Origin of the sequence: Paenibacillus sp. FSL R7-0198, from assembly GCF_038000415.1 — a bacterium.
GTDB lineage: Bacteria > Bacillota > Bacilli > Paenibacillales > Paenibacillaceae > Paenibacillus.
Genome location: NZ_JBBOCB010000001.1, coordinates 1,414,574 through 1,429,621, shown reverse-complemented (window position 1 = coordinate 1,429,621; position 15,048 = coordinate 1,414,574). Strand labels below are relative to the sequence as shown.

Below are 15,048 nucleotides of genomic sequence, written 5' to 3'. Positions count from 1 at the left end.
TGCATGCGATCTTTTTTTGTGTTCTTTAATATAAATGTCACTTCATTGCAGACCACATCACCATGCAGTTCATAAACATAAACGCTTCATAATACATATCAGAAGGTACATTTATCTGACTTTTATGAAGAGACGGAACAATGGTGTATACTATCCGTAGGCATATATTACCTTTACCTTGCTGAACGATATAGGTTCAACTACACATTTACACGATAACGGAGAGGACAGATGTTGTTCTGTCATCGGAGTGCCCGTGTAAATAACCATATTTGAACTTATGTAGAGTCACAAAACCAATAAAACAATCTCATGGACGGAGGACTCAAGTTTATGTTGAAACAGCTTAAGCCATACAAGGTGTTACAAGAGCGCAGAATCGAAGAATTGAAGTCGGATGCGTATCTGTTGGAACATCAGAAATCCGGAGCCAAAATTGTACTTTTGTCCAATCAGGACGACAACAAAGTATTCAGTATCGGTTTCCGTACACCTCCGGAAGATGATACAGGGGTAGCCCATATTCTCGAACACTCCGTGCTCTGTGGGTCCAAGAAATTTCCGGCCAAGGATTCTTTTGTTGAGTTGCTGAAAGGTTCATTGAATACATTCCTTAACGCCATGACGTATCCCGATAAGACGATCTACCCGATCGCGAGTCGTAATGATCATGACTTCCATAACCTGATGGATATTTACCTGGATGCAGTATTGAATACAAATATTTATGAGAATGAAAAGATATTTTTGCAAGAAGGCTGGAACTACAACCTGACCTCTGCTGACGATGAGTTAACTTACAACGGAGTTGTATATAACGAGATGAAGGGGGCCTTTTCTTCACCAGAACGAATGGTGCGCAGAGAAGTGCTGAACTCCCTTTTCCCGGATACCACATACTCCTCTGAGTCTGGCGGGTTCCCGGAAGCTATCCTGGATCTAACGTATCAGGGGCTGCTGGATTTCCACACGAGATACTACCATCCTTCCAACAGTTACATCTATCTCTACGGGGATATGGATATGGAAGAGAAGCTACAATGGCTGGATGAGAACTATCTGGGTGCATATGATCGCATCGATATTGATTCGGCCATTCAACTTCAACCTGCTTTTGCAGAACGGGTAGACACAGTTAAGACTTACTCTGCGGGAAGTACGGAATCGGAAGTGGATAACAGCTTTTTGACCTATAACGCGGTGATCGGCACAAGTCTGGACAAGGAACTGAACATTTCGTTCCAAATTCTGTTATACGCCCTTCTGAACGCTCCGGGAGCGGTATTGAAACAGGCTTTGCTGGATAAAGGAATCGCGAAGGACGTCTACGGTTCGTATGATGACAGCCTGTACCAGCCTGTGTTCACGGTGGGACTGAAGAAGAGCAATCTGGCGAGCAAAGAGGATTTCCTGGGAACGGTCAAAGAAGTGCTTGAGCGTGTGGTAAAAGAAGGTTTTGATCCTAAAGCGCTGCTTGCTGGAATTAACTCGTATGAGTTCAATCATAGAGAAGCGGACTATGGCAGAATGCCGAAGGGCCTGATCTACGGATTCTCTTCCCTGCAAAGCTGGTTGTACGATGAAGATGCACCTTTCACCCATTTGGAGGCCAATGACGTATTTGCTGAGCTGCGGACAAAAATGAACGAGGGTTACTTCGAACAATTGATCGAGAAGTATTTATTACAAAACACACATACTTCTTTTGTGGCGCTTACCCCGGATAAGGGGCTGAACTCACGCAAGGAGGAAGCGTTGAAAGAACGTCTGAAAACCATTCAGGCTGGTCTTAGCGAGGAAGAAGTTCAGACGTTGATTCAGAAAACGGAAGCACTCGCTGAGTATCAGAATACACCTTCAACCAAAGAGCAGCAGCAGGTCATTCCGACGTTATCGATTGAAGATATTGAACCAAAAGCCTCTACGTTGCATCAAACGGTGAACCAGGTCGACGGCACAACCATTCTCCATCATAACCTCTATACCAACGGAATTGGTTATCTTAGACTGCTGTTTGATATCAAAGAAGTGCCACGTCATCTCCTGCCGTATGCAGGGTTGCTCAAGAATGTGCTGGGTTACGTGGATACTCAAAACTACTCGTTCAATGAACTGTCCAATGAAATTCATATTCATTCAGGCGGTATTCATAGCGGGATAGGATCTTATGCCAATGCGCATAAACACAATGAATTCAAGGCTACCTATGAGTTCAACGCAAAAGTGTTATATGACAAGCTTGGATTTGCCTTTGATATGATCAAAGAAATTGTGTTCACATCCCGATTCGATAATTCGAAGCGGTTGTATGAGATCATCTCCCAGATGAAAGGTAATCTGCAACGTAATCTGATCAATAGCGGACACTCTGCGGGAATTGGCCGGTCTTCGTCCAAACATTCAGCAGTTGCGGATTTCAGAGAAGTTGTAAGTGGTATCGCCTTTTACCAGTGGTTAGAGGATCTTCAGGCGAATTTTGAGGCTAGAAAAGAAGAGTTATCTTCCAGTCTGCAAGAGTTGACGGGGTATATTTTCAGACCGGAGAACTTGCTTGTTAGTTACACTGCGGATGAGCAGGGATATGAAGGACTGGAGCAACAGGTATCCGATCTGAAAGCGAAGCTGTTCACACATGATGTTGCCAAGGAAGAGTTTACGTTCACACCGGCTACTCATAAGGAAGGATTCCGTTCCCCGTCAGAGGTGCAGTACGTGGTGCAAACGGGCAATTATATCGACAAAGGATATCAATACACCGGTTCACTACGGGTCTTGCAGGGAATCCTGTCTCTGGATTACTTGTGGACCAATATCCGCGCTAAAGGCGGAGCTTATGGTTGTATGTCAGGCTTCAGACGGAACGGTGACAGCTACGTTGCATCGTATCGTGATCCTAACCTGGATAAAACGTACAAAGTATATGAAGAGATACCGCAATATTTGACCGATTTCCGGGCAGACGAGCGGGAGATGACACGTTATATCATTGGTGCGATTCAGGATCTCGATACGCCGAGAACACCTTATGGCGAAGGAGCATTCTCGCTGGAGTGTTATCTGTCGAATGTGACTGAAGCGGATCTGCAACAGGAACGTGACGAAGTGTTAAGCACGAAGGAAAGCGACATTATCGGTTTTGCTGAGCTTTTATCGGCCATACTTGAACAGCAACAGCGCTGCGTGATCGGTAATGAGAACAAGATTGAGGAACAGAAACAAATGTTTGACGAGACGCTGGATTTAATTAAAAACTAAGTGTTAGTCTCGTTTATTCCACGATCCAATAAGCATCAAAGCGAAAGGCACTTTTATGAGCTGGTTTCAACAGCTTATAGAAGTGCCTCTTCTAATGGGGAGGGACTGTCTCCATCCCATATGAGAATGTGTGACACGCCGCGTTGTTCAGGTGACAGCAAGCATGTTGTATATTTTCAGGGTCCGCAGATCTTCTTTTGAGATTTTTAATTCATTATATAACTCCTGATTCTCGGGCAGCGGGGTTCTGGAGAATAACATTTTGAGCGCGATAGGCATGAAAGGTCTGAAGGAGACACCAGCCATCAGTCCCCACTTTTTCTCCGATTCCTGAAAAGACGCCAAAATATTAATATATAGGTTCTCCAGTGGCGTGGCCTGATTTTTCAAAATCAGCGTGGTGAGTGTATCATAATGCTCGGTGTGGCCCCAATACATATTCTCGCATTCTTGGTAGTTCTCAAAATCCTTCACATTCATATACATCACGGTGCGATAACGGTTGGCATCCGACTGGGCCATCATGTCAATGACACAACGAATGAGACTGTTGTTACGCCCATCATAGAAGTAAGAATAGAAACGAGTGGAGTTCTTGAAAAAGCTGGACGGCACCGCATTCATCAGCGGAGAAGCGTGTCTAGGTTCTTGATACAAGAGTTGCTCCACCTGAATGTTGAGTGCGTTCGCAATATGATGTAACGTCACCAGATCGAGTGTAATATCTCCGCTTTCATATTTGGACAGCGTACCCTTGCTTTTGAAGATCTGATCCGCAAGCTGTTGAATGGTCAGTCCCCGCCACTTCCGAAAGTTTCGTATTTTCTTGCCAACTTCCTGATTGATATTGTTCATAACCGGTTCTCCTTATGTAATGTTTCTTGAGAGTACGTGAAAATGATGAAAGTCATTCATAAAAATGATGTTGTATGAGAAATATATCACTTTTTCATCGAAATACCTATTTTGGAGAAACAATAAACTTCATTTGTTTCGTCAGAATAGATTGTATTACATTTGATGCAATTTCTACGTCATGGAATAATAGAGTTAATACGAAATGAAACGACAATGAAAAAGTAAAGCAGATAGAGGAGCAGAAGCTATGAAATATAACTTTGATGAGATTATAGACCGCACAGGAACAAATGCGATGAATACGGATGGTTTCCGTCAATATATTTTTAACGCCACAGAGGACATGACTTTTCCATTCAAAGATGAAGAATTCATTCGCATGTGGATTGCAGATATGGAATTTGCCACACCTCCCGAGATTCTGGATGCAGTTAAGGAACGTCTGGAACGTAGAATCATGGGTTACTCTCAGGTATTTGATCCGGCATACTATGAAGCTGTCTCGAATTGGATGAAGAGACACTATGATTGGTCCTTCCCGAAGGAGCATTTGGAGACCTCAAACGGGATCATCCCCGCTTTATATGAACTGGTGGAATATATCTGTCAATCGGATGAGAAAGTACTGATCGTGACCCCGTCTTATGGTTTCTTCAAGTCAGCTGCGGAGCATAACAATCTTGAACTGGTGTGTTCAGATATGATCAACGAGCAGGGGCGTTACTCGATTGATTTTGAGGATTATGAAGCCAAGGCCAAGGATGAGAAGGTAAGGGTATGTATTTTCTGTAACCCGCATAATCCATCTGGGCGCGTCTGGACAGCGGAAGAGTTACACCGTGTGGGTGAGATCTGTCTGAGGAATAATGTATGGATTATTTCGGATGAAATTCACTGTGATCTGCTGCGGACAGGCAAAAGACATACGCCACTTGCAAAGCTGTTCCCGGATACGGATCGAATTATTACATGCATGTCTCCGAGCAAAACATTCAACATGGCTGGTCTGATGTTCTCCAATGTCATCATTCCGAATAAGGCACTTCGAGACATCTGGCAGACACGCCATTATGGTTTCAAAAACCCACTGAGCATTGCTGCCACGCAAGCTGCTTACGAAACGGGTGATGAGTGGCTTAAACAATTAAAAGGTTATTTAGACGCCAATTTCGACTGCGTAGAACTGTATTTGAAACAGCATCTGCCACGGGCTGTTTTTCACATCCCGGAAGCCACATATCTGGCCTGGATTGATATCTCGGCATATGCTCCCCAACATGTAAGTTTACCGTTATTCTTCGCTGAGCAAGCGGGTGTGTTGCTCGAAGATGGTCATATGTTTGTAGCGAATGGCGAGGGTTGTATTCGGTTGAATCTGGCTTGTCCCCGTGCTGTCCTTCAGGAAGGATTACGGAGAATCAGCAGTGTGCTTGTGAAAGAAGTCGAAGAGGTGCCCGTCCAAGTGTAAATTCATCAAGTCATCACGCAACAGCGAGGTGACTGTTTTGTATGAGTATACTGAGTGTAGCAAGAATACGATTTTTTTTGAGGTGGACTTATACCTGATGCGCAATTCTGGTCTGCTGTCCCCGGTTATGTTAAAATGGTGGATAGTCTATGAGTTGCATGACATGCGGCTCTCAGAAGGTAGAGCCCAGTAGTTGGGCTGAGCGAAACTGCATTCATCAGGGGAAAGGAGCCTATACATATGTTTGGAAACGATTGGGACAAGGTGCTTCAGGAAGAGACGGAAGCCGAATATTTTAACAAGATTCGTTACACTCTCGCCGCTGAGTACAAAACGCAGACGGTCTTTCCGCCCAAAGAAGACCTGTTCTCTGCACTGAAGCTGACGCCATATCATCAGGTTAAGGCTGTTATTATTGGTCAGGACCCTTATCACGGAGCGGGTCAGGCTCATGGATTAAGTTTTTCGGTTAGACCGGGGGTACGTGTACCGCCTTCTCTGAAAAATATATATAAGGAACTTCAGGCTGATCTGGACCTGCCCATTCCGAATCATGGATCTCTCGTTCATTGGGCACAGCAGGGAGTCCTGCTATTAAATGCTGTTCTGACGGTTCGTGAAGGTCAGCCGAACTCCCATCAGGCACTGGGCTGGCAGACGTTTACGGATGCTGTCATTCGTGCGCTGAATGAACGTTCGGAGCCGATGGTATATATGCTATGGGGCAGTCATGCCCAGAAGAAAGGTGCTTTTATTAACAGGGACAAGCACCTGGTACTGGAGTCTACACATCCCAGTCCGCTGGCTGCACATCGCGGATTCCTCGGCAGTCGTCCCTTTTCCAAAGCCAATGACTTCTTGACCTCCAAAGGTATTGAACCGATCGATTGGAAGATACCTGAAAACTAGACAGATGGAGGTGAGAACATTGCGACATTGGATAGGACGAAAAGTAGCGGTATATCGTGCAACAGGCATACGGGAGCCATTAAAGGGAACGCTGGTCGAGTGGGATGAAGAAGCGGAATGTGTACGGATCGGACCGAAACGGATTAAGGTGTCGTTTGACAATATCGCAATGATAAGACCTCTTCCCGAAGAGAGTCTTCCCTTAAAGAAAGCACGTTCTGAAGTGCACAAGGTTGGATATGTGATGAAAAAGGCGATTCAGTTCGAAAATGCGATCTATTTCAAGTCACAGGTGATGATCTGGCGCCGGGCCAAAATTGTAGCATTATCCACGACGATTCTGCGTCATGACGAGGATCAGGTTGAACTTGCAGATGGTCGGGTTCTTCGTAAAGACAAGCATATGTTTGTCGTACGTTCACGCCGTGGCATACGTTAGATATACGAAGATTTAATATTCATTTCATGCAAAAATCATACGGATTTAATGTTTGGTCTGTATATTAGGTAGTAACAACCCCTTCTAAATTGATGTGTATTGCAATGGGAGCCCGACCGGCTGCAAACGGTCGGGTTTTTTTGTCCATTGGTTCTGTTAACCTGTTGTACATACCCATAACATTCATGTTATATATTATTAAAATAGATAAATTGAACTAAACATTTACACGAGAACGTAGAGGGCAGAAATAACCTGAAGAAGTGGAGCGTTCGCCTTTATCAACAGATTTTCACCTTTGTAGAATTGAATTAAAAAATCTGGGGATAACAGCGATCGGAAGGTTGTTCTGTCATCGAAGTGGCAAGTGTAAATATTCTTTAGTTCAATCTAAAAAGATCATGAGAAGGAGTGAAACCCAATGAAACGTATAGCTGTTTTTGCAGGCTCCAATCCGGGAAATCACCCCGATTATACAGAGAAGGCTGTTCAACTGGGCAAACAGATTGCTGATAGTGGTTATGCACTGGTCTATGGTGGTTCTTGCATGGGCTTAATGGGTGCAGTAGCCGATGCTGCTCTTGAGCAAGGGGGAGAGGTAATCGGGGTTATGCCTACCGGATTGTTCCGGGGCGAGGTTGTTCATGGAGGGCTCACACAACTGATTGAAGTGGGAACCATGCATGAACGGAAGGCTACGATGGCTGAATTATCCGATGGATTCATTGCACTTCCCGGCGGCATGGGTACATTTGAAGAACTATTCGAGGTACTGTGCTGGGCACAGATCGGTATTCATCGTAAGCCTGTTGGCTTATTGAATGTCAACGGATATTATGGACCGCTGATGAAGATGGTAGAACACAGCGTACAGGAAGGATTCTCCAACACCTCCCATCTCAGCCTGTGGAGTCTGGAAGCTGATCCGGCTGAACTGATCAAACAAATGTCATCCTATATTCCTGCAGAGCTGACTCAGAAGTGGTCACAACTCAACGGGAAATGAGTGCATAAGAATATGGGCCTGAACCTACTCGTTCCTCAGGAGAATTTTCGATCTGCCCAAGCAAGTTGCGCTATCGGACATAGTCTATAGTGTACTTCGATGAAGAGGGGAGTGTCACTGATGAGCGAACTCAAAGGTACAGGTTACGGATATTGCGGAGGCTTCGGTGGTGGAGCATGGACATCAACAGGTGCAATTCTGGTATTGTTCATTCTGTTGGTTATTATCTCTCGAACATTCATTCTGTAATTCGGTCAGTATCCCGGGACGGGGATCACGCTGCAGAGGCAGCGCCCGAATAAAAAATGACCTTTCCAAAGAGACGTCGGTATATGCCGGCGTTTCAGGGGAACGGTTTTTTGACGTTTCCAGCATACGTAAATAATTGAAAAAGCAAAAACCTGCCCCTGAATAAGGTCAGAAGCAGGAGAGAGCCTCCTGAGCCATTAGCTGCGTAACAAGCAGCTTACACCACAACAGCAGTTTGATCCGGATTACTTAACGATTTCCAGGCGATATATAGCCCGATGGCGGCTGCAATTAAGGAGAGTATTGCTGCAACAATAGCCAGCTGATCCAGTGTGTTGGGTGAACTGGAGTTAAGAGAACGCTGATTAGCCGTCTTGCCGGATTTGTTTTTGATATGGACAGATGATCTGGAAAGCCTGGAAGCCGACTGTAACTGGGATGTGTGAGGACGCGTAGGTATCGATTTTTTCTTTGAGGGATTCAATAGTCAACCTCCTTATAACGGAGTTCAGTGCTTCCATCGTTCATACTATGTTATGTCGATTTTCAGATTGAGTTCGCAAAAATGAGTGAATCCCCAGCCCGTTAGATGTTGGGCCCGGTCGCTAGTATCAGCGAAGCAGGTAACCCATTATACGCTCTGTTAATACAGGTCTAACAAACGGTGTTTATAGTAAGGATCATAGAGTGAAGCTTGAACACAGGAGGCGCTGGAATGAGGAACATGGAGGTTATTGCCCACCGTGGTGCATCTGCCGTATGCCCGGAGAATACGATGAGCGCTTTTGAACGGAGTCTGGAGCTTGGAGCGACAGGCATTGAAACCGATGTGCAGATGACGAGTGATGGCAGACTGGTACTGATTCATGATGAGACGTTAAGCCGAACTGGCGGCACAGAAGGCTGGGTTAAAGATACGACTTACGATGAATTGCGCACAAGGGATGCAGGGGTCTGGTTCCATGCTGATTTTGCCGGCGAACGTATTCCTTCTCTGGAGGAGTTATTTAAGCTGGTACAGGGGAAAGGAACCCTGCTTAATCTGGAATTGAAAAATGGTATTGTGAGTTATAAGGGGATGGAAGAGAAGGTTATACAGGCAATCCGGGACTGGAATCTGGAGCAACAGGTTGTGCTGTCCAGCTTCAATCATGCTTCGCTCGTGAGATGTAAACGTCTTGCCCCGGAGATTCGTACAGCACTTCTATATATGGAAAAGTTGTATCGTCCCTATGATTATGCCGCCAAACTCGAGGCTACCGGCCTTCATCCCTACAAGCTGGCGGTGACACAAGAAGATGTTGCTGCTGCACTGGCACATGGCGTTGTTACCTATCCATTTACGGTGAATGATCCTGCTGAGATGCAGGCCATGATTGACATGGGTGTGCAAGGGATCATTACTGATGTTCCGGATGTCCTGGCATCCTTACTTACGGTACATGCTCGTTAAACGAGTCTGTATTTTACATGTTCTACATATGCAATGATAAGGCTGTGTTCGAGCTATTTGGCTCTTGCGCAGCCTTTTTGCGTGTAAAATTGTGTGCAAATCTTCATATATGCAATAAACATGTCCTATTTGTCCATTGCCAGAGCCGGTGGATTCACTTACAATGGTCTATGGGAATGAGAATCAATATCATTAAAGTTTGGTATTTATAGAGAGGTGATTGTTATGTACATAGGTTTGAGCCACTCCACTCATAACGAGGGTGGGCGCGTATGAGTTCACAAGCTTCACCAGAAAAACATAATCCGGATTCACCCACAGCGAAGATACATACTCGTCCGTGGGCAGCCACACTTATTCTTACAGGGGGAGTTTTGTTACTCGCTCTGGGTATGGCGTTGTCCATTTCATTTGGTGCTGCTGATATTAAGCTTAGTGTAGTCTGGAAGGCCATCTTTGATTTCAATCCTGAGTTGACTCCACATCAGATCATATGGGAGATTCGGTTACCACGTATTCTTGGAGGAGCAATGGTAGGTGCATGCTTCGCTGTAGCTGGGGCGATCATGCAGGGCATGACTCGTAACCCGCTGGCCGATTCAGGTCTGCTTGGGTTAAATGCGGGAGCTGGATTTGCACTTGCAGTTTGTTTTGCCTTCTTCCCTGGATTGCCATTTATGTATATCATCATGTATTCCTTCCTTGGGGCAGGGCTTGGTGTCCTGTTGGTGTATGGTTTTGGTGCAGCTTCCAAATCAGGTCTTACACCACTACGCCTTGTGCTTGCAGGTGCGGCTGTATCTGCGATGTTGTCGGCACTCAGTGAAGGGATTGCATTGTACTTCAGAATTGGACAAGATCTGGCTTTCTGGACGGCCGGTGGTGTAGCCGGAACGAAGTGGTCTCAACTTGAGGTCATGTTCCCCTGGGTACTCGCTGCACTGATCGCAGGTCTTCTCATCTCCCGTTCCATTACTCTGCTTAGTCTCGGAGAAGATATTGCGGTAGGCTTGGGGCAACGTACTGGGCTGATCAAGCTCATAGGCCTGATTGTTGTACTGATTCTCGCGGGTACCGCTGTGTCCGTGGTGGGTGCGGTCGGTTTTGTTGGACTCATCATTCCCCATCTTACGCGGAAGCTGGTTGGGGTCGATTATCGCTGGATTATTCCATGTTCCGCTGTGATGGGCAGTCTGTTGCTCGTATTTGCGGATCTGGCTGCACGTATGATTAACCCGCCGTACGAGACGCCAATTGGCGCATTGGTTGCCCTCATCGGGGTACCATTCTTCCTGTATCTGGCGCGTAAAGAAAGGAGGACTCTGTAACGATGGAATCCTCAACAATAGTTGGAGCAGAGCGCAAGAAGAGAACCAAGAGTACGATTGTCCTCATTGTGCTTGCCCTATTAATTATTACGGCTTTTGTGGTGAGCATGAACACAGGTTTTACCAAGCTTTCGCCGCTTGAGGTGTTGCGAACCCTGTTTGGTGGAGGCACGGCGAAACAGGAATTGATCCTGTTTGAATTCCGTCTGCCACGTATTGTGATTTCGGTGCTGGTCGGAGCTGGACTAGCATTGTCTGGTTGTATTTTGCAGGGGGTATCTCGAAATGCGCTGGCAGATCCAGGGATCCTCGGGATTAATGCAGGTGCTGGTCTGGTCGTCATGTTATTTGTTTCCTTTTTCCCGACAACGACAGCAGCGCCAGTATTTCTTTTGCCAATTTTGGCCCTGATCGGTTCCGGTTTTGCTGCATTTCTGATCTACATTCTCTCTTACAAAAAAGGAGAGGGCATCCTGCCTACGCGTATGTTACTTACGGGGATCGGGGTAGCGGCGGGAATCAGTTCTGCCATGATCGTGCTTACATTACGGCTTAGTCCGGAAAAATATCAATTTGTGGCTACTTGGATGGCAGGTAGCATCTGGGGTTCGAACTGGAAATTTGTAACGGCATTGCTTCCGTTTCTAATCATTCTTGTACCGCTTGTTCTGTACAAGGCGCGGGTACTGAACGTACTGAATCTGGGTGACCAGACTGCGAGCGGACTCGGGACTCCGGTTGAGCGTGAGCGACTGATTTTGCTTGCTGCTGCGGTAGGCCTTGCCGGTTCATGTGTATCTGTGAGTGGGGGGATCGGTTTTGTTGGTCTGATCGGACCGCATTTGGCGCGTCGTCTGGTGGGGCCAAAACATCAATTCCTGTTACCTGCATCTGCCTTGATTGGTTCATTGCTCGTACTGGTTGCAGATACGCTGGGTCGTGTCATCCTGCAGCCTTCGGAGATTCCTGCGGGGATCCTGGTTGCCATTATTGGTGCGCCATACTTCCTGTATCTCTTAAGCAAGACGAAATAGAACGTAATCATTATTGTGTGATTGCATAAGGAGGACTTCAGTCCATGCTTCGCCGTTTCTTTGCCTACTACAGGCCTTACAAAAAACTCTTTATTCTTGACTTCAGCTGTGCGATTCTGGTTGCGCTGCTGGAACTGGCTTTTCCACTGGCGGTCAACCGGGTAGTCGATGATCTGCTGCCAGGCGGCCGCTGGGACTGGATTCTATGGGCGTGTCTGGCATTGCTCGGCATCTATTTCCTGAATTCATTCCTGAACTTTGTGGTTACCTATTGGGGACACAAGCTGGGGATTAACATTGAGACGGATATGCGTAAAAGTCTGTTTAATCATGTGCAGAAGTTATCGTTCCGTTTCTTCGATAATACAAAAACAGGACATCTCGTGTCCCGCATGACTAACGACCTGATGGATATCGGTGAGATTGCCCATCATGGTCCAGAGGATGTATTTATTGCGGTGATGACACTGATTGGTGCATTCAGCATCATGATGAGCATTAACGGAAATCTGGCGGTGTTAACCTTTATCATCGTACCGCTGATTATTTATCTCTCGCTCTACTTTGGTAGCAAAATGTCCAAGGCATTCAGCCGAATGTTCGGAGATATTGCGGACTTCAATGCTCGCGTTGAGAACAATATCACAGGTATCCGTGTTGTTCAGGCTTTTGCTAATGAAGAGCATGAAAAAGCACAATTCGCTGTGAACAACGGTCGTTTCCGTCAGACCAAACTGATTGCATACAAAATCATGGCCTGGAACTCCTCTGTCAGTTATATGCTGATGAAGCTGGTATCCCTCTTTGTCCTGGTATGCGGAACATGGTTTGTCATTAATGGCAGTATGACCTACGGTCAGTTCATTGCATTTATTATGTTGTCCAATGTGTTCCTGACACCGATCCAGAAGATCAACTCGGTTATTGAGACGTATCCGAAAGGGATTGCAGGCTTCAAACGTTATACGGAGCTGCTTGATATGGAACCGGATGTGGAAGATCGTCCAGGTGCCGTTGCGGTATCCCATTTGCGTGGAGATATTCGTTATGAGCAAGTGACCTTTGGTTATTCGGATCAGGAGCCTGTGCTCAAAGGTATTGATCTAAATGTACATGCAGGTGAAACGGTAGCCCTTGTCGGTCCATCGGGGGCAGGTAAAACAACGCTATGCAGTCTGCTGCCACGGTTCTATGATGTGCTGGAAGGTCGCATCACGATTGATGGGCAGGAGATACAGGATATGACACTGGACTCCTTGCGTAGTCAGATCGGTATTGTACAACAGGATGTATTCCTCTTCGATGGAACCATTCGCGAGAATATTGCCTACGGCAAGCTGGATGCATCTGAAGAAGAAATCTGGATGGCCGCCAGACGTGCACAGATGGAACCTTTGATTCAATCGATGCCGGAAGGATTGGATACGTTAATTGGTGAACGCGGTGTGAAGCTGTCCGGTGGACAGAAACAGCGTTTGTCTATTGCCCGTATGTTCCTGAAAAACCCGCCAATTCTGATCCTGGACGAAGCCACATCCGCTCTGGATACAGAAACGGAAGCGGCAATTCAGCAATCCCTTGCGGAATTGTCCGAGGGCCGAACCACACTGGTTATCGCTCACCGATTGGCTACGATCAAAAATGCAGACCGCATTATTGTCGTTGCCGAACAAGGCATTACGGAGCAGGGACGTCATGAAGAATTACTCGCAGCAGGTGGGGTGTACAGCCGCCTTCACTATGCGCAGTTTGGTGCGTAACGTATCCGATGTGAGATGTAACAATGTAAATATGAGAAGTAACGCCATCGTTCTTGACTTGGAAGGAGTCAGGACGGTGGCGTTTTTTTCTATTTCATGATTAGGTGTGGGTCAGGGATACTGTGTTCTTATCTGCCTGTGATCATGTTCATGGATATGGATACGGGTAATATAGTAAAGAGAACGCTTAACGTGTAAGATATGTTCATCATCTTGCAAGATATAGGAGGTGCACGATATGCAGTTGAACGATATGGTGAAAATTCTTATAACCTGTCTATTATTTATTCTGATTTGGTGGCTTCTGATTCAAGGGATTCGCAAACTTTCCAGTACTCGTGCGGGGTTTGGTTTCCAACGCTGGGGTGGATGGCTCATTGGACTTTTCATAGTTGGCGCTGTACCACTCGGTTTTTCACTGTACACGGAGATCTTTGATGAGCGCCTGGATGCCAACATCGGTTTGGGGCTTGCCATGCTGTTTGTATGGGCCTATTGTGTGATCTTGTTGTGCGCGGCGTTGGTGGTATGGGGCAGGTATGTGTATAAAAGGAATATAAAGAAGTGAATATATGGGTTGGTCGTGCTGGGCCCATGAGTATGTTAAAGGTGAGCTAACAGCTGTATTTGTAACAATAACCTGATATGAAACGTTAAGCTTAGAAAGAGGTGTTAGTAAAGGGGGATTTACATATGTCCTATCTTCGTCAAATCTTTATGTTGCTCTCAACCCTAATCGTATGCCTTACGGGATGTTCAGGATCAAACGAATGCAACTCTGTGCAGACTCAAGCGAATGCACCAAGTGAAGATGGATTCACTGGTTATGTGGTTGAACGCAAAGACAATTCCATTCTTGTGGTTGATCCTGCATATGAGGATTTCAGTGAGAACGGAGGAGTAAATCGGTATTATCCGGCAAAATGGTTCTCCAATGCACCTGATCCGCAGATCGGCTCCTATGTTGAAGTCTGGACGGATGGAGGCCCGGAAAATCAGCCCTATCCTGGGCAGGCCAGAGCAGAAAAGATAGCAGTATCTTGTCCAGTGGCACCGGATGGTGCGCATCTAAGTGAGGCGGACGCAATTCGTTGTGGACTATATTCCCAGATGGAGAAGGAGTACGTGTTCCTGTGATTGAAGATGTACAATTTTATCAGGATGCAGGAACGTGGACGATTCGCATGAGAGATGCGATGTCAACGACGAAGAATCAAGATGAGATTGAGATCAGAGTAGAGGATGTAGCGCCAGTCGAGTAACACAGGGAGTTTATGATTTTTGCACAT

The 15,048-nt window shown here is 46.1% G+C and carries 15 protein-coding genes; 13 read left to right on the top strand and 2 right to left on the bottom strand.

What is annotated here, in order from left to right; genetic code table 11:
• Positions 1 to 333: 333 nt before the first annotated feature.
• The gene (locus MKY87_RS06075; protein WP_340963371.1) at positions 334 to 3,255 is read left to right on the top strand and encodes an insulinase family protein; all 2,922 of its coding nucleotides are present in this window, start codon (positions 334 to 336) and stop codon (positions 3,253 to 3,255) included.
• A gap of 147 nt (positions 3,256 to 3,402) precedes the next feature.
• Here the strand turns inward: MKY87_RS06075 and MKY87_RS06070 are convergent, their stop codons facing one another.
• Entirely contained in the window at positions 3,403 to 4,110 is a 708-nt protein-coding gene (locus MKY87_RS06070; RefSeq protein ID WP_017687366.1) for a helix-turn-helix domain-containing protein, read from the bottom strand.
• A 250-nt stretch (positions 4,111 to 4,360) separates the two neighbouring features.
• Here MKY87_RS06070 and MKY87_RS06065 point away from each other — a divergent pair, with 250 nt between their 5' ends.
• From MKY87_RS06065 to MKY87_RS06045, 5 genes are all read left to right on the top strand, one after another.
• Entirely contained in the window at positions 4,361 to 5,581 is a 1,221-nt protein-coding gene (locus MKY87_RS06065; RefSeq protein WP_340963369.1) for a MalY/PatB family protein, read from the top strand.
• A gap of 240 nt (positions 5,582 to 5,821) precedes the next feature.
• A complete protein-coding gene (gene ung, locus MKY87_RS06060) occupies positions 5,822 to 6,490 on the top strand; it encodes a uracil-DNA glycosylase (RefSeq protein ID WP_047843722.1) in 669 nt (222 codons plus the stop codon).
• Positions 6,491 to 6,509: 19 nt separating this feature from the next.
• Positions 6,510 to 6,929 carry a hypothetical protein gene (locus MKY87_RS06055; RefSeq protein WP_017687369.1) on the top strand — a complete coding sequence of 140 codons (420 nt, stop codon included), beginning with the start codon at positions 6,510 to 6,512 and terminating at the stop codon, positions 6,927 to 6,929.
• A 421-nt stretch (positions 6,930 to 7,350) separates the two neighbouring features.
• Complete coding sequence (locus tag MKY87_RS06050; protein WP_017687370.1) at positions 7,351 to 7,935, top strand: LOG family protein; 585 nt, start codon at positions 7,351 to 7,353, stop codon at positions 7,933 to 7,935.
• 120 nt (positions 7,936 to 8,055) lie between these two features.
• On the top strand, positions 8,056 to 8,184 hold the full coding sequence (locus MKY87_RS06045) for a hypothetical protein (protein WP_255319930.1): 129 nt from the start codon (positions 8,056 to 8,058) through the stop codon (positions 8,182 to 8,184).
• A gap of 217 nt (positions 8,185 to 8,401) precedes the next feature.
• On the opposite strand, the gene MKY87_RS06040 is transcribed toward MKY87_RS06045, so the two are convergent.
• Positions 8,402 to 8,668, bottom strand: coding sequence for a hypothetical protein (locus tag MKY87_RS06040; protein WP_036614763.1), 267 nt, complete (start codon positions 8,666 to 8,668; stop codon positions 8,402 to 8,404).
• Between the two features lie 231 nt (positions 8,669 to 8,899).
• Between MKY87_RS06040 and MKY87_RS06035 the strand changes: the two genes are divergently transcribed.
• The 7 genes from MKY87_RS06035 (at position 8,900) to MKY87_RS06005 (ending at position 15,021) form a co-directional block, all read left to right on the top strand.
• Positions 8,900 to 9,637, top strand: a complete 738-nt coding sequence (locus tag MKY87_RS06035; RefSeq protein WP_340963367.1) for a glycerophosphodiester phosphodiesterase — start codon at positions 8,900 to 8,902, stop codon at positions 9,635 to 9,637.
• Positions 9,638 to 9,909: 272 nt separating this feature from the next.
• Positions 9,910 to 10,965, top strand: a complete 1,056-nt coding sequence (locus MKY87_RS06030; protein ID WP_036614761.1) for a FecCD family ABC transporter permease — start codon at positions 9,910 to 9,912, stop codon at positions 10,963 to 10,965.
• 2 nt (positions 10,966 to 10,967) lie between these two features.
• Positions 10,968 to 11,999 (top strand): FecCD family ABC transporter permease, encoded by a 1,032-nt coding sequence (locus tag MKY87_RS06025; protein WP_237174416.1) that lies wholly within the window; start codon positions 10,968 to 10,970, stop codon positions 11,997 to 11,999.
• 44 nt (positions 12,000 to 12,043) lie between these two features.
• A complete protein-coding gene (locus tag MKY87_RS06020; RefSeq protein ID WP_091028558.1) occupies positions 12,044 to 13,759 on the top strand; it encodes an ABC transporter ATP-binding protein in 1,716 nt (571 codons plus the stop codon).
• A 238-nt stretch (positions 13,760 to 13,997) separates the two neighbouring features.
• Positions 13,998 to 14,327, top strand: coding sequence for a hypothetical protein (locus tag MKY87_RS06015; RefSeq protein WP_340963365.1), 330 nt, complete (start codon positions 13,998 to 14,000; stop codon positions 14,325 to 14,327).
• Positions 14,328 to 14,452: 125 nt separating this feature from the next.
• A complete protein-coding gene (locus MKY87_RS06010; protein ID WP_340963362.1) occupies positions 14,453 to 14,896 on the top strand; it encodes a DUF3221 domain-containing protein in 444 nt (147 codons plus the stop codon).
• A complete protein-coding gene (locus MKY87_RS06005) occupies positions 14,893 to 15,021 on the top strand; it encodes a hypothetical protein (RefSeq protein ID WP_340963360.1) in 129 nt (42 codons plus the stop codon). The genes MKY87_RS06010 and MKY87_RS06005 overlap by 4 nt, the downstream gene beginning before the upstream one ends.
• The last annotated feature ends 27 nt before the right edge of the window (positions 15,022 to 15,048 follow it).

Coding starts and splice junctions, on each gene's coding strand:
- MKY87_RS06025 (WP_237174416.1), top strand. CDS start 10,968: ATGGAATCCTCAACAATAGTTGGAGCAGAGCGCAAGAAGAGAACCAAG.
- MKY87_RS06010 (WP_340963362.1), top strand. CDS start 14,453: ATGTCCTATCTTCGTCAAATCTTTATGTTGCTCTCAACCCTAATCGTA.
- MKY87_RS06045 (WP_255319930.1), top strand. CDS start 8,056: ATGAGCGAACTCAAAGGTACAGGTTACGGATATTGCGGAGGCTTCGGT.
- MKY87_RS06020 (WP_091028558.1), top strand. CDS start 12,044: ATGCTTCGCCGTTTCTTTGCCTACTACAGGCCTTACAAAAAACTCTTT.
- MKY87_RS06015 (WP_340963365.1), top strand. CDS start 13,998: ATGCAGTTGAACGATATGGTGAAAATTCTTATAACCTGTCTATTATTT.
- MKY87_RS06030 (WP_036614761.1), top strand. CDS start 9,910: ATGAGTTCACAAGCTTCACCAGAAAAACATAATCCGGATTCACCCACA.
- ung (WP_047843722.1), top strand. CDS start 5,822: ATGTTTGGAAACGATTGGGACAAGGTGCTTCAGGAAGAGACGGAAGCC.
- MKY87_RS06050 (WP_017687370.1), top strand. CDS start 7,351: ATGAAACGTATAGCTGTTTTTGCAGGCTCCAATCCGGGAAATCACCCC.
- MKY87_RS06070 (WP_017687366.1), bottom strand. CDS start 4,110: ATGAACAATATCAATCAGGAAGTTGGCAAGAAAATACGAAACTTTCGG.
- MKY87_RS06035 (WP_340963367.1), top strand. CDS start 8,900: ATGAGGAACATGGAGGTTATTGCCCACCGTGGTGCATCTGCCGTATGC.
- MKY87_RS06075 (WP_340963371.1), top strand. CDS start 334: ATGTTGAAACAGCTTAAGCCATACAAGGTGTTACAAGAGCGCAGAATC.
- MKY87_RS06065 (WP_340963369.1), top strand. CDS start 4,361: ATGAAATATAACTTTGATGAGATTATAGACCGCACAGGAACAAATGCG.